Source organism: Acidovorax sp. NO-1, assembly GCF_000238595.1.
In the GTDB taxonomy this organism is placed as follows: Bacteria; Pseudomonadota; Gammaproteobacteria; order Burkholderiales; family Burkholderiaceae_C; genus Acidovorax.
This window is the reverse complement of the sequence record NZ_AGTS01000049.1, coordinates 52,732-67,696: the sequence shown is the minus strand read 5'-3', so window position 1 is coordinate 67,696 and position 14,965 is coordinate 52,732. Positions and strand designations below refer to the sequence as shown.

Annotated in this window: 8 protein-coding genes and 1 pseudogene; 3 read left to right on the top strand and 6 right to left on the bottom strand. The window is 68.6% G+C overall.

Annotated elements, in window-relative coordinates; translation table 11 throughout:
* Window positions 1–40: 40 nt before the first annotated feature.
* Complete coding sequence (locus KYG_RS05520; RefSeq protein WP_008903858.1) at window positions 41–2,050, bottom strand: DUF2868 domain-containing protein; 2,010 nt, start codon at window positions 2,048–2,050, stop codon at window positions 41–43.
* A gap of 63 nt (window positions 2,051–2,113) precedes the next feature.
* Complete coding sequence (locus KYG_RS05515) at window positions 2,114–3,337, bottom strand: murein transglycosylase A (RefSeq protein ID WP_085942509.1); 1,224 nt, start codon at window positions 3,335–3,337, stop codon at window positions 2,114–2,116.
* Here KYG_RS05515 and KYG_RS24825 point away from each other — a divergent pair.
* Both KYG_RS24825 and KYG_RS05505 read left to right on the top strand, forming a co-directional pair.
* Entirely contained in the window at window positions 3,270–3,452 is a 183-nt protein-coding gene (locus KYG_RS24825; protein ID WP_008903856.1) for a hypothetical protein, read from the top strand. The two genes, KYG_RS05515 and KYG_RS24825, sit on opposite strands and share 68 nt — an antisense overlap.
* Before the next feature lie 137 nt (window positions 3,453–3,589).
* Window positions 3,590–4,234 carry an OmpA family protein gene (locus tag KYG_RS05505; protein WP_008903855.1) on the top strand — a complete coding sequence of 215 codons (645 nt, stop codon included), beginning with the start codon at window positions 3,590–3,592 and terminating at the stop codon, window positions 4,232–4,234.
* Between the two features lie 38 nt (window positions 4,235–4,272).
* Here the strand turns inward: KYG_RS05505 and KYG_RS05500 are convergent, their stop codons facing one another.
* The 4 genes and pseudogenes from KYG_RS05500 to KYG_RS05490 all read right to left on the bottom strand — a co-directional run bounded on the left by KYG_RS05500 (window position 4,273) and on the right by KYG_RS05490 (window position 12,024).
* The gene (locus KYG_RS05500) at window positions 4,273–4,902 is read right to left on the bottom strand and encodes a response regulator transcription factor (RefSeq protein ID WP_008903854.1); all 630 of its coding nucleotides are present in this window, start codon (window positions 4,900–4,902) and stop codon (window positions 4,273–4,275) included.
* Window positions 4,903–4,996: 94 nt separating this feature from the next.
* The gene (locus KYG_RS05495; protein ID WP_237707211.1) at window positions 4,997–6,970 is read right to left on the bottom strand and encodes a nitrogen regulation protein NR(II); all 1,974 of its coding nucleotides are present in this window, start codon (window positions 6,968–6,970) and stop codon (window positions 4,997–4,999) included.
* A 68-nt stretch (window positions 6,971–7,038) separates the two neighbouring features.
* The gene (locus tag KYG_RS23220) at window positions 7,039–7,857 is read right to left on the bottom strand and encodes a carbon-nitrogen hydrolase family protein (protein ID WP_008903852.1); all 819 of its coding nucleotides are present in this window, start codon (window positions 7,855–7,857) and stop codon (window positions 7,039–7,041) included.
* Window positions 7,857–12,024: pseudogene (locus KYG_RS05490) on the bottom strand (YhdP family protein). The gene KYG_RS23220 and the pseudogene KYG_RS05490 overlap by 1 nt, the downstream one beginning before the upstream one ends.
* A 98-nt stretch (window positions 12,025–12,122) precedes the next feature.
* Between KYG_RS05490 and glnE the strand changes: the two are divergent.
* Window positions 12,123–14,870: a bifunctional [glutamate--ammonia ligase]-adenylyl-L-tyrosine phosphorylase/[glutamate--ammonia-ligase] adenylyltransferase gene (glnE, locus tag KYG_RS05485; protein WP_008903851.1), complete on the top strand. Its 2,748-nt coding sequence runs from the start codon at window positions 12,123–12,125 to the stop codon at window positions 14,868–14,870.
* The last annotated feature ends 95 nt before the right edge of the window (window positions 14,871–14,965 follow it).

Genomic DNA, 14,965 nt, shown 5'->3' with positions numbered 1-14,965 from the left:
GCAATACCATCAGGCGCTGGCGGCCTGTTTCATCTTATTTTTACGCCGACGTCGGGCGGTGCGCTGCGGCCCGGTCCGCAAAGCTGCGCTGCAGGATGCCCATCAGCATGGTGCGCAGCAGCGTCTGCACGGCCTCATCGCCCGGCGCGCCGTTTTTCAGCGCGCTGGCCAGGGCAGCCCCGTGTGCAGCCACGGTGCCCGTCACCTCGGCGGCCCAGCGCGATGCAAGCTGCATGGCTTCATCGGGCGGCACGCGCTGCTGGTGGGCAATGACGAGGTAGTGCGTACACGCCACCTCGGTGGCATGGTGCAGCAGGTCCTGCCGCCCTTCGTCTTTCTTTTGCAGCGCGCGCACCACCCACGCCGTGGTGCCGCCCAGCAGCGCGCCCAGGGCGGTCCCTGCGCCCAGGGTGAGGCCGCCCGTGCCCACGTCGATCAGGGCACCGGCCTTGGCGCCGGCCGCAGCCCCTGCGGCGGCCCCGGCGGATGTGCCCACGGCCAGGGCCGTGCTGTCCGCGCGGCGCACCAGCGGCAGGCGCTGTGCCGGGTCGGCCGGGGGCGCCAGGCGCTGCAGGGGTGCTGCAGGCGCGCCATGCAGGGTGCGCAGCGTGGCTTCCAGCGTTTGCACGCGCTGTGCGTACTGCGCGGCGGCAGCCTCCGGCGCCAGGCTGTGCAGGGCGGCACAAGCGTGCAGGTGCTGCGCCAGTGCCTGCAGGGCCTGGCCAAAGCGCTGCTCGTTGCGCTCGACCCAGGCAGCCCGCAGGCGGGCCAGGGCGTGGTGGTGGGCGGGCAGGGCCGCGTCCAGCCGGTCGAACAGGGCGGGCTCCAGCACCCAGCTGGCGCCAAAGTCGTCCCACCGCAGTGCCAGGCGGGGGGCAGCCTGCCAGGCGGGGGGTGGCGTGCTGGCGGCCCAGGCCAGCACGGCATCCACCGGCTGCGCCGGGTCTTCGGCAAACCCCAGCCGGTCGCCCTGCGGGGTTTGCAGGCCAGCGCCCAGCAGCACCTGCACTTCGCCCTGCGGGCCGTGCAGGCCGATCACCAGGTCGCCCGGCAGGCTGGCGCGCAGCGCATCGAAGGCGGGGCCCTGCGGGTCGATGTGGCCCTGCCACCGGTGTTCACGCCAGCGCGCCCAGGCCGCCAGCGCCAGGCGCGGCAGCACCACGGCCAGCAGCAGCAGGCCCACGTACATTCCCACCCAGCGGCTGCCACCCATGCCGCTTTCCCCCGCAAAGTTTTGCGTGGCGGCGATCTCCTGCAGCGTGAAGGGCGTCAGGCCCGTCAGCAGGGTCAGCGGTGCAAACAGCACCGAGACAATGGCGTGCACCTGGGCTGCGTCGAGAAAGGTGCTCTCCCAGCCGAACTGGTAGCGCACCACCAGCCCGCGCAGCAGCAGCGACAGCGCAATGCCTGCGCCCCAGGCGGCGGCGCACAGGTGCAGCACGCGCGCTGTGCGCTGCTGCAGCAGGTCGCCCGCATGAGCCCACCAGCGCCGGTGGAAGTCGGCCGCGATGCGCGCCGAGAGCCCCCTGCCGGCGCGGCCGAAGGGATGGCCAAGGGGACGCAGCGCCTGCTGCAGCCACGCACCGGGCTGCGACGAACCCGGTGTGCGCCATACGCGCCAGGCACGCCAGGCGATCAGCAGGTACGCGGCCAGGTTCCAGGCCAGCACGGCGAGCAGCGGCGGCGAGAGCAGGTCCACCCGGTGCGCGTTGCTGATGCGGTCTATCGCCAGGCCCAGCAGCAGCGCCGCCAGCGGCAGGCCGCGCACCACCCAGGGGGCGAGCCCGCCACGTTCGCCATGGCCGGGCTGTGGGTTCAGTGCGGCTACGGTGCTGTCGCGGCCGCTGGCGTGCTGGGCGATGGTGGTGGCGCGATCGAGCATCACCTCGGCCACCCCCACGCGCGGCACACTGCGCGCCCGGGCGGCGGCCACGGCATGGCGCGTGGCCTCCTGCAGCTCCACCGCGCTGACCAGCGTGTGCCCCGCGTCTGCGTGCTCGACGGCCTGCGCGAGCAGCACGGTGCGCAGCTGGGGCTCGGTCACGCGCATCAACGCTCCTTTTTTAATAGCTATTGGCGCTTATTGGATAAGCGCCAGAGGCTGTTTTGACCATTATTTTGGCCACAGTGCCCACAGCCGCAGGTTCTGCTTGAGCCGCCCGGCAATGTCGCCCGCCTCGGGGCCCCAGCCGGTGAAGAAGTCCGCCCGCACCGCACCCACGATGGCACTGCCCGTGTCCTGCGCCAGCACCAGGCGGTTGAGCTGCACCTGCGGCCCGCTGGAGGCCAGCCACACGGGCGTGCCGTAAGGAATGCTCTGCCGGTCCACCGCGATCGAGCGCCCGGGGGTGAGCGGCACGCCCTGCGCCCCTCGGGGGCCAAAGCCGGCGTCCATGCCCACCAGGGGTTCCTCCTTGAAGAACACGTAGCGCGGGTTGGTCCACATCAGTTCGTTGGTGCGCTGGGGGTTGGCCGCCAGCCAGGCGCGGATGCCGGGCCAGGTGGCGTCGCGGGTGTAGCCCTGGTCCAGCAGCCACCGGCCGATGCTGCCGTAGGGCTGGTCGTTGGTGGCGGCATAAGCCACGCGCACCACCGACACCGAACCATCGGCCTCGGTAACACGCAGGCGGCCCGAGCCCTGGATGTGCAGCACCATCGATTCCACCGGGTCGCGCAGCCACGCAATGGCGCGGCCAGCCATCGCGGCCTGCGCCTCTGGCAGGGTCTCGATCTGCTGGCGGGTATACCAGGGCTTGCGCGCGCCCAGGCTGGCCGGCACGCGGTAGATGGGCACCGTGAAGCCGTTGCCGGGCAGGCGGCTGGCTTCCATCATCGGCTCGTAGTACGCCGTGAGCAGCCCTTCGGCGTTGCCATCGGCCGCCTCCACCCGGTACGGCTGCAGCCGCGCAATGAGCCAGGCGCGCTGTTCGTCGGTGGTGGCAATGCTGAGCTGGCGCACCTCGCTGCACAGCGCAGTGAAGGGCGGCTGGGGGCGCTCGCAACTCTTGATCCAGGCGTTCCACGCCTCGTGCAGCGCATCGTCGGCAAAGCCCGGCAGCTCGGCCCAGCGCACGGGCATCCAGCGGCTCTTGGGCTGCGACATCGGGGGGGGCAGCGGGCCGGTGTCGCCGGGCAGCACCACCGAGGCGGGGGGTGGCGGCGCGGGGATGGCCCCGGGGCGGGAGGGAATTGGGGCCGGGGGCGTGGAGCAGGCAGCCAGCGTTCCTACAATCAGCGCCGTTCCCACAGCGCGCAGGAGTGTCAATTTCATGGGTCTGATTTTGCTTGAAGCGCTGCTTGCGCTGGTGCTGCTGGTGGCCATCGTGTGGTGGACCATGTTTTCGGGCCGCAAGGGGGGTGAACTGCCGCCGCCGCAGGCGCCGGCGCCCCCTCCTTCGGCACCCCCGGTGCCAGTGACAAAAGCCCCCCCACCGGCCCCGATCAACGATTAAACAGCGCCCCGTCCTACACCCGGTGTGCAGATGGACCGATGGCGGCATGCTCCGCCCGGCAACATGATGGCGGTGAGCCGGGGCTCGGGCAAGGCCCGCAGTGCCCGGCTGACCTGAATCTCTCCAAGGAGCACAACATGCGCAAAACCATTCTTCTCGGCAGCACTGCCGCCCTTCTTCTTGTTACCGGCTGCGCCAGCATGGACGACACCCAGCGCCGCACTGCCACAGGCGCCGGCGTGGGCGCCCTGGCGGGTGCCGTCATCGGCTCAGCCACCGGCGGGAGTGCCGGCACGGGCGCGGTGGTGGGTGCGGGTGTGGGCGCCCTGGGCACCTACATCTGGTCGCAGAACATGGAACGCCAGAAGCGCGAAATGGAGCAGGCCACGCGCGGCACCGGTGTCGGCGTGACGCAGACGGCCGACAACCAGCTCATGCTCAACATCCCGAGCGACATCTCGTTTGCCGTGGGCCGTTCGGACATCCAGCCCAACTTCGCCCCCGTGCTCGACCAGTTCGCCATGGGGTTGCGCAACAACCCCAACACCGACGTGCGCATCGTGGGGCACACCGACAACACCGGCAGTGACGCCATCAACAACCCGCTCTCGGTGGACCGTGCTGCCAGCACGCGCAGCTACCTGGTGGCCCGGGGCGTGGATGGCCGACGCATTGCCATCGACGGCATGGGTGAGCGTTACCCCATCGCCAGCAACGACACCAACGATGGTCGCTCGCGCAACCGCCGGGTAGAGATTTTTGTGGGCGAGCGTCCACGCTGACCGGCGCTATCCGAAGGAGCCCCGCACGGTGGGCGCCCCTACGGGCCGGCGCGCAACAGGTTCGCAAGTTCCACGGCCGATTTGACCTGCATCTTGTCAAACACCCGTGATCGGTGAACCTCCACCGTGCGCACACTGATGACCAGCTGGTCGGCAATGAGCTTGTTGGGCAGGCCGGCCACCACCAGATCCATCACGTCACGCTCGCGGTCGGTGAGCTCTGCCAGCCGCACCTCCAGATCACTGCGCTCGCGCAGTTGCGCAAGGTGCTGGGCCGATTGCGTCAGCGCCTGCTCCACGCGGTCGACCAGCGCGTTGTCGGAAAATGGCTTTTCGCAAAAATCGAATGCGCCGCGCTTGACTGTGTCCACCGCAGTCGGCACATCGGCGTGCCCGGTCAGAAAGATGACCGGCATGGCAGCCAGGTCGCCACGCACGGCCAGCCGGTCGAACAACGCCAGCCCGCTCATGCCGGGCATGCGCACGTCCAGCAGCAGGCAGCTGGGCTGGCGCTGGGACGTGCGGCTGGTGAGCGCGGCTTCGAAGGCTTCCGCGCTTTCAAACGATTCGCTCAGGAGCCTGCGCGAGCGCAACAGCCAGGCCAGGGCTTCGCGCACGCTGGCGTCGTCGTCGACGATGTACACGGTGGCGTTGGTGATGGGCTCCATAGTTCAGCTCAGTTATCCCTGTTTTTCGACGCCCTGGTGCCGATGAAACCGGCGCACCGCAGGGTCACCCCGCCGTGCGGGCTTGCCCCAAGAATTACAGGGTTGCTGCGGGCAAGGTAAAGGTGAATACCGTACCACGCGGCTCGTGGGGCGCAAAGCCCAGGTACCCGCCGTGCTGCTCGATCACGGTGCGGCACAGCGAAAGACCCAGCCCCATGCCCTCAGTGCGGGTGGTGAAAAACGGGGTGAAGAGCTTCTCGGCCACGTCGGCGGCAATACCCGTCCCCACATCGGTGACCGCAAATTCGACCCAGCCGCTGTGCTGGTTGGATGCGGCGCGGCGCACGCGAAGATCCAGCACGCGCCGGGGCAGGGACGGGTCGTCCATCGCCTGCATGGCATTGCGCGCAAGATTCAGCAGCACCTGTTCCACCATGGTGCGATCGCACAGCACCGGCGGCAGGTGGGCTTCTACCGAGGTTTGCACGCGCACGCCGAGCTTGCGGGCCTGCAGGCTGACCAGCGGAAGGATGGCGTCGAGCAGCTGCTGCGCCTGGACGGCCTCGCGCGCCTGGTCGCGGCGGCGCACGAAATCGTGCACGCTCTTGATCACCTTGCCTGCGCGCTCCGCCTGCCGTGCAATGTGCTGCATGGCCATGCGCACGTCCTCCAGCTGCCCGGCACGGGCGGCGGGGGCGTCCTCTGGTCCGGCGGCGGCAGACGCCTCCAGCAGGTTGATGGAACCTGTGGCATAGCTGGAGATGGCCGCCAGGGGCTGGTTCAGCTCGTGGCTGAGCAGGGAGGCCATCTCGCCCACCGTGGCCAGGCGTGCGGTGGCCTGCAGGCGTTCCTGGGACGCCCGGGAAATTTCTTCGACCCGGCGCTGCTCGCTGATATCGAGAAACGCACTCATCCAGCCCGTGTGCTGGCCCAGGGCATTGATCAGCGGGGCTTCGATGATCAGCACCGGAAAGCGTGTGCCGTCCTTGCGCATGAACTCGGACTCGAAGCCCTCGCGCGGCGGCACGGTGCCCGCAAACCGGATCGCCTGGCGCTGGCGGTATTCCTCCACCCGCTCGGGGGGCCAATAGGGCGCGGTCACGCTCTGGCCCAGCAGCTCCTGGGCGCTGAAACCCACCATGGCGCAAAAAGCCGGGTTCACATAGGTGATGCGGCCCTCCAGATCGCGGGCGCGCAACCCCGTGACCAGGGAGTCCTCCATCGCCTTGCGAAACGCGAGCGCGTCGGCCAGGTCGCGCTCTGCGCTCAGTCGCCTGCGGTTGTCGCGCACGAGAACCACCATCACGGTGACCAGTGCAATCGACATGGCCGTGACCAGCGCCGTGAGCACATTGGGGAACAGGCTGGGCGCGCTGTGCCAGGCGTCCATGCGCAGCACCAGGGTGGTGCCGGAAAGATCCAGCAGCTGTTGCGCCATGAACATGCGCGAGCCCCGGCGCGCGGCGCCGAGCACGGCAAGCCGGGTGCCATCAGCTTCGGTGAACGACGCTTCCTGGTTGCGCGTGAGGCTGGGGGCCACCAGGTTGAGCAGCATGTCCTGCAGCGAGTACGTGGCCACCAGGAAGCCGGTGGTGCGCCCGCCCGAGGTCAGCGGCAGGCACAGCTCCATCATCTCCGAGCCCAGCCCGTCGCCGTAGGGCTGGAAATAACTGCTGGAATAGGCGGGGCTGCTCAAGCGGCGCGCGTTGGCGCAAGCGATGCCCGCATCGGACTGGCTGCCGTTGCGCAGACGCAGGTCCCAGGCGACGGGGCGATACGGCGACTGGGCATGGGTGCGCACGCGCAGGTTGGCATCGCGCCACTCGATACGCACCAGCTCGCGCCGGTTGCGCAGGAGCTCGGTGGCCTCCACCTCCCAGGCCAGGTCGCCGGGCTCCCCCGCGTTCAGGGCCTGCAGGCTTTGCAGGTTGCGCGTGAGCGCAACCCGGATGTCCGACACCGCGTCGGCCGTATCGCGCTCCAGGCGCGACTGGACCTGGCTGGCCTCATAGCGCCCCGCAAGCCAGACCAGCGTGGCCAGCATGGCAAACACCAGAATGCCCAGCATCGTCCACAGCGACCAGCGCCGCCAGGCGCCCCGCCAGCGCCGCAAGAGGGTGCGTTGGTGCGGGATCCTCACAGCAGGCGGTGCGAGAGCGCGGGCAGCTGCAGCCGGACATCGCGCAGGCGCTGGGGATCCAGAACACCCGAGACCACGCCCGCACGCGCTTCCTGCTGCTGGGCAAGCACCTGCCCCCACGGGTCCACCAGCATGCTGTGGCCCCAGGTGCGTCGGCCGTTCTCATGCGTGCCGCCCTGGGCGGGCGCCAGCACATAGGCAAGGTTCTCCACGGCGCGTGCGCGCAGCAAAACCTCCCAGTGGGCCTGGCCGGTGGTGTGGGTGAAGGCACTTGGCACCAGCAAAAGGTCTGCACCGGCACTGGCGTGGGCGCGGTACAGCTCGGGAAAACGCAGGTCGTAGCACACCGAGAGGCCGACCTTCCAGCGGTGGCCGGAGCGCGATGGCAGCTCGAACTGCACGGGCGTATTGCCGGCCTCGATCACGCGGCCTTCATGGAACTGCTCGCGCCCGTTGTCGAAGTAGAAAAGATGGATCTTGTCGTAGCGAGCCACGCACTCACCCGCCGGGTTGAACACCAGGGTGGTGTTGCGCACCCGCTCTGGCGTGGTGGCCACCAGGGGCAAGGTGCCGCCCACGATCCACATCTGCAGCTCGCGCGCTGCGTTCGCCAGAAAACGCTGGATCGGGCCATCGCCTGGTGCCTCGCGCAGTGCGAGCTTGTCCGTATCCTGGTGGCCCATCACACAGAAGTATTCGGGCAGCACCGCCAGCTCGGCACCGGCGCGGGCCGCCTGCTCCAGCAGTTCTCGCGCATCGCGCAGGTTCTCTTCGAGCCGGGTGCACGACACCATCTGGATCGCGGCAACGTTCATCATGAGGGTTCTCCGGTACCGCGGGGGCTGGATGGGAGGGCGGGGTCTGTGCGGACCGGAGCATCGACCGCGGGTGGGGCATCGCGGCCGCGGCGGGGAACGCGCACCACACGCGGGTCGGCCCAGGTGCCATCAATGCGGAACTCCTGGGTGGCCGCCTCGATCAGCGGGCCGCGCAGGAACACCTGAGCAAGAAAGCTTCCCAGGCCGATCACGGGATTGATGGCGGTCGCCACCAGCGAGGCGGTCATGGCATTGATTTCGGGCACCACCACCACACGCAGGTCCTGGGTTTCGTGGTCGATATTGGCGCTGCCCTCCATCAGCACGGCGGCGTTGACGCCCTTCATCTGAAGGTTGTTGGTGGTGGCCACCCCCTGCTCGATGCGCACATCACCCCGCACAAAGTCAAATGCAAAGCCTTCGCTGAACACGTCGCGAAAATCCAGCGTCAGGCGCCGGGGAAGTGATTGCAGGCTCAGCACACCCAGCAGCTTGGCCAGGCCGGGATCGGCCTTCAGGAACTGGCCAGATTCCACATTGACGTTGATCTGCCCGGTCATGGTCCGGTAATCGGGACTGAAGGGAGCGCCAATCCAGGCCACCTGGCCTTCCAGGCGCCCTTTGCCACGCCGGACGACGTTCGCCATGCCCATGCGGGCAAGCAGGTCACCCGAGTCGCGGATGTCCAGCCGGAAGCTGAGTACCGTGCGCCTTTGCGCCGGGCGGGGCCGGGGCCGCCGCGTTGAGCAGTGCCCAGTTGCCATTCGCGGTGAAGCTGGCTTCGGGTGCAAGGATGTTGAATTTGGAAAGACGCCATTCGCGCTGCGCGCCGTCGCCGCCGCGGTTGCGGGCCTCCATCTCCACGCGCCCCAGGCGCCGGCCGCGCAACTCGAAGTCGTCCACGATGATGTCCAGGGCGGGCAAGGCCCCCGGCTGCTCGTCCAGCAGCGCCTCGACCTGGCTCACGTCACTTTGTGGCATGTTCACCCGCGAGAGCCGGGCAAACAGCAACCCGTTGGGGTGGTCGAAGCTGCCCGGCTGGCGGTATTCGAGATAGCCGTTGAGTTCGGTGGCATCCAGGTTGGCGCGCCATGTGGTGCCCTCGCGCAGGGCGCCCGCCACAATGTTGTGCAGGGTCCGGCCTTGCAGGGTGAGTTCGCGGGCACGCACAGCCATGGTGGTGGGCAGGTAGTCCTGTGCCACCCCGGGTGGCCCTGCTGCAGGGGCGGGCGCCGAAGGGCGCGCAGCGGGCTCGGCGGCTGTGGCTTGCGCCAGCACTTCTTCCCAGGCATCCACATCAATTTTCCCCTGGCTGATGTTGGCGGCCACGCCCTGAGCGGGCAGCGGGGCGGACTCGCCCGCCGCCAGACCGATGCCGATCGCCCCCCGCAACACCCGCGCCTGCGGCGCGCTCACGTCGCGCACATAGGTTGCCGACCCCACCACCCCCAGATCCACCGTGATCTGGTCGTGCAGAGGCGTCGTCTGCGCGCCATTGCCTGACTGTGTGAGCCCCACCAGCGACTCGCGTACGACCTGGCTTTCAAAGCGCAGGGGCAAACTGGTGTCTGCCGTCTTTCCCAGGGGCGCCGGTAATGACAGCGCAAGGCCCTGGAGGCTGGTGGTGACCTGCAACTCGGGAACACCCCGCCGAAAGGCGAGCGTCATCGCGTAAGGCGTGCTGCCCGCTGCGCGGCGCGCGAGCTGCGACAGCATGCCCAGCTGCGTGGCTTGCTGCAGCCCCTCGGCCGTGGCAGTGCCCTGGGCACGCAGCTGCACGGCCGATTCCGTCGCGGGGGCATTGGCAGGCAGTGCGCGCATGCCCCCTTCCAGCCGCACCGGGCCGCCCAGCGCCTGGGCCTGGACGGCTTGGAGGGAGAAGCCGGATTCGGTGAACTGGACGACGCCCCGCGCCCGGCTGAGGGTGGGGGTGTCCGGCGTGATCCGCAGCTCATTGCCTGCCAGCGTGACGCTGCCCTGCACCTTGGATTTTTCGATGTCGCTGATGGGCAGGGCAAGTCGAAGCTGGAAGTCGGCATTGCCCGTGCCCGTGGCCCGGTCCAGCGCATTGCCTGTCATGCCGCCCAGCGGCGATGAAGTCATCAGGGCCAGCAACTCGGCAAGCGGCCCCCGCGCATCGGCGCTGACACTGACAACGGTGTGTGCCAGATCCGGGATCTTTGCCTCCACCCGTGACAGCCGCAGCCCCGGACGTCCGGCAAAACTGCCACTCGCGCCGCGCACCTGCATGGAAGAGCGCTCGAAGACCAGCTCGCCCGTGAGCTCTGTCAGCGCCGGCCAGGGCAAGGTGTTGGCCGGTTGCAGCTGCGGCGGCACATAGGCGTAGATGACATCCTTGACGCGGGCAGCGATGCGGAATTCACCCTGCTTCGGATCGTTGAACGGAAGATCGTGCAAATCGCCCTTGACCCTGAACTGCACATTGCTGGCACTGCCAGCCACCACCGCATCGCGCACGTAGTGCCGCGACTCTGCGGGGATGGACAGCGGCAGGTAGCGGTGCACACGCGTTCCGTCCGCCCGGGTCAGTACGCCCGTAAGGTCAAGCACCCCCGGATAGCGTGCGCCGTGCGCCACCTTGCCGGGATCGCTGGTATGCCAGGTGGCCCGGGCCTCTCCCTGCGCATCCGCGTTGGCAAACTGCACGTCGTTGGCCTGTACGGCCACACGGTCTCCGTCTATCTGCCATCGCATGTCGGCACTGAGACGGTCCAGCGGCAGCACCGGGTCCTCAAAAACGCCCGGCAGCAGGAGGGCACCCGAGGCAATGGTCAGCGCGGCCTTGCCCCCGGCTTGTGTCATGTCGATGTCCACGCTGGCACCGCGCAACCCCAGCTGGGCAGGAACCCCGCCCGCGCTGCCCCTGCCCAGCGCCAGCCCGCGGATGCGGCCCCGCACCTGGTACTGCTGCAGTTTTTCCAGCGGCCCCTTCCAGCTGGCCTGGATTTCGTCCACGAGACCGTGCGGCGCATAGGCGCGCAAGGCATCATGGGCCGGGGCGCCCAGCGGCAACCGGCTAGCGACCTGGGCCAGCGCCGCGAGATCCAGTCGATCGGCGCGCAACTCGCCCTGCTCCGGCACCTTGCCCCGGGGGGCGGTGTGCACCAGCCGAAGGTTGCCACCCGGCCAGACCAGGCCGTCATCGGTCTCGAACTGCAGGCCCTGGGTCAGAAACTCGAAGCCACCATTCAAGCGGCGCCCGCCCAGACGCCCTTCCACCGAGGGCAATACCAGCGCCTGCAAATCCGGCCCCAGCCTGGCATTGACATTCGCGAGCGCCAGGTCGGCAGTGCCGCCCACAATCTGCCCGCGCTGCACATCCGCCCAGGCGCGCAAGGCGCCACGGCCCGCGGCGATCTCCACCCCAACGTCCGCGTGGTGGCGCAGCCGCGAAACGTCTACCCGGGAAAAGTGGGCGAACACTTGCCCGGTCCAGTGCTTCCAGTTGCCATCACGCGCGCGCAGCAAGGGCGCACGGAACAGCCCCACCACCGTGAAGCGATCCCCCCAGGCCTCGGGCGGCGTGGCGTCCAGGCGCAGGTGGTGGTCCCAGTTCCCGTTGCGCAGCAGCACATCCACCTTCTGCAAGGCCAGCTCCGGGGCGCCGCGCTGCTCGTCGGTCCACCGCACCGTGCCCCCGCGAATGAACACCTCATCCTGGGAGAAAAGCCAGTCCGCTGCGGCGCTGTCTTCGCCGGGCTGCGGCGAGAACTCCAGGCCCGCCACCTGGATCCGCCCGTCCACGGTGCGGCGCACATCCAGGTCAGGCTCTTCGATATAGAGCTGCTCGAAACCGCCCTTGAGCAGCGACCGTGGTGACAGCGCCACCACCACCCGGGGCAGGCGCAGCGCAGAACGTCCGGCAGTGTCTAGCAGGGCGACATCCGACAGCTCGATGGAAGGTATCAGGCCTTCGGTGCGGGCAGCGATCGCTCCGATCTGGACCGGAACCCCCAGCACCCGTGCGGCATGTGCCTCCAGCTGCGGGCGAAAATCACCGATTCGCGGCACAATCCAGCCATGAAGTGCCCCCCACGCGATGGTCAGCAGCAGCCAGAAGGCCAGCAGCAAACCCAGAGACCACCGCGCGAGACCTGCCACAGTTTTCAGCAGGCGGGTGGGGTGGGTGATGGGATCGATCATGGTGGGATTGAATGTGGCAGGAATTATGACCCGCAGGATTAGCGCGGGTTCACTACAAATCGGTGTTCTTATGTACGCAGCACCACGCTGCGGCCGCCATGTCCGCGCCGCATCCTGAATCCTCCTGCAATCCCTCCGCGACCTTTGTTCACGGGGCGGCGCACTCGCGTTTCTACCAGCGCCTGCACCGCCGCTACGAGGCCGACCTGGCATTGCTCCCCCCCGGTGTTCCCCGGTGGCCCAGCATGGAGAAGGCCTACGAAGCGCTGCGTGCACGCGGTTGCGACACGGGCACCGCGCTGCGGGTGCTGCGCCAGCTGGTCATGGAGCGGCTGATCCGGATGGACTGCGAGGCGCAGGCCCCGCTGGCAGACATCACCAGCGCAGTGACCGAACTGGCCGAGCTGGCACTGGACCGCGCCTGCCAGCACGCCCGCCAGGAGCTGAACGAGCGCCACGGTGCGCCGCAAGGACCGGAAGGCCAGCCCGTGCAGCTGTGGATCATCGGCATGGGCAAACTGGGGGCGCGCGAACTCAACGTCTCCAGCGACATCGACCTCATCTACGTGTACGAACACGATGGTGAAACCGCTGGCACGGCCGACGGCCGGGGGCGCATCTCCAACCACGAGTATTTCGCGCGCGCGGTCAAGTCCATCTACAGCATGGTCGGAGACACCACCGAACATGGCTTCGTGTTCCGCGTCGATCTGGCGCTGCGCCCCAATGGCAATTCCGGCCCTCCTTCGGTATCGCTGGCAGCGCTGGAGGAGTACCTGCAGCTGCACGGCCGCGAGTGGGAGCGTTTTGCCTGGCTCAAGAGCCGGGTGGTGGCACCGCGCAGCTGCATTGGCAGCCCGGAAGTGCAGGCCCTGCGCAGCGTGGTGCTGCCTTTTGTGTTCCGCCGCTACCTGGACTACAGCGTGTTCGATGCGCTGCGGGTGTTGCACCGCCAGATCCGGGACCACGCGGCCAAGCGCAGCGCAGGCCACCCCGAGCGTGCCAACGACGTCAAGCTCTCGCGTGGCGGCATCCGCGAGATCGAGTTCACCGTGCAACTGCTGCAGGTGGTGCGGGGCGGCCAGTTCCCCGAGTTGCGCCGCCGGCCCACGCTCGATGCGCTCACCCGCCTGGCCCAGGCGGGCCTGATGCCGCAGGAGACGGCCGACGCGCTCGCGCGGGCCTACGTCTTCTTGCGCCGCGTGGAGCACCGCATCCAGTACCTGGACGACCAGCAGACCCATGTGCTGCCCACGCGCGACGACGATCTTGCATGGATCGCGCACACCCTGGGGTATCCCGATTGCTGCGCCTTCCTGCACGAGCTGGATGCGCACCGCGAGCTGGTGGCGCAGGAATTTGACACGCTGCTGGGCGGAGCCGGCAAGAAGCAGTGCAATGGTGGCGGCTGCGGCGGCCCCCGCGCTACGGCGGCAGCCCCCCCTGAACTCGAAACGCTGCTGGAACAGTTGCCGCCCGGGTTCCGCGAGCGCGTGGCCGAATGGCGCAACCACCCGCGCGTGGCAGGGCTGCGCGACGAAGCCCGCGCCCGTCTGTTCAGGCTGGTGCAACGCACCGCACTGTGGCTCAAGGAAGGCCGCGTGACCCAGGAGGCCGCCCTGCGCCTGGCCAACTGGCTCGAGCCCCTGCTGCGCCGCGAGAGCTATCTGGCCCTGCTGCTGGAGCGCCCCTCCGTGCACGAACAATTGCTGCACCTGCTGGGTGCGGCCAAGTGGCCTGCCCGCTACCTGCTGCAACACCCCGGTGTTATCGATGAACTGGTGGGCGATTCACTGCTGACCGAGCGGTTCGTGGTGGCCGACTTCGAGCGCGAACTGGCCGTGCGGCTCGCGTCGCTGCAGTCCACTGGCGAGGACGATGACGAAACCCTGCTCAACCTGCTGCGCCGCGCCCAGCATGCGGAAACCTTCCGCACCCTCGCGCGCGACGTGGAGCGGCGCATCACCGTCGAGCAGGTGGCGGACGATCTTTCTGCCCTGGCCGACAGCGTGCTGCGCATCACGGCCCAGTGGTGCTGGAGCCGGCTCAAGACGCGCCACCGCGAGAGCCCGCAGTTCGCCATCATTGGTTACGGCAAGCTGGGCGGCAAGGAGTTGGGCTACGGCAGCGACCTGGACATCGTCTTTGTGTTCGATGACGACGATGAGCGCGCCCCCGAGGTCTACGCGGCCTTTGTGCGCAAGCTCATCAACTGGCTCACCGTGAAGACGGGCGAAGGCGACCTGTACGAGATCGACACCGCCCTGCGGCCCAACGGCAACTCGGGCCTGCTGGTGACGAGCTTCGAGGCCTATGCGAACTACCAGCAACGGCGCGGCAGCAACACCGCGTGGACCTGGGAGCACCAGGCCATGACGCGCGCGCGTTTCGTGATGGGCAGCGAGGCCCTGCAGGTGCGCTTCGACGCGGTGCGCGAGGCCGTCATCACCTCGGAGCGCGACCCTGCGGCCCTGCGTGAAGAAATCGTGCTGATGCGCGAGCGCGTGCGCGCTGCCCACCCGGCGCGCGACGGAAAATTTGACGTCAAGCACAGCCCGGGCGGCATGGTGGATGCCGAATTTGCCGTGCAGTACCTGGTGCTTTCGCAATCGGCACAGCACCCCGAACTGCGCGGCAACGTGGGCAATATTGCGCTGCTGCAGCGCGCCGAGCAGGTGGGGCTGCTGCCCGCTGGCGTGGGTGCAGCGGCAGCGGATGCCTACCGCGAACTCCGGCGCGTGCAGCACGTGGCGCGCCTGGACGAAGCGCCCACCCAGGTCACCCCGCCCGCGCTGCAGGCGCAGCGGGATGCGGTGCTGGCGCTCTGGAAATCCGTCTTCGGGTGAGCGACCCGCCACCAAGGGCGTGACGTTTCGTTGCACCTTTTTCAAGCGAATCGGAGGGCACGGGGGCCGTCAATTCAAACAGTTGTTTGAATTCT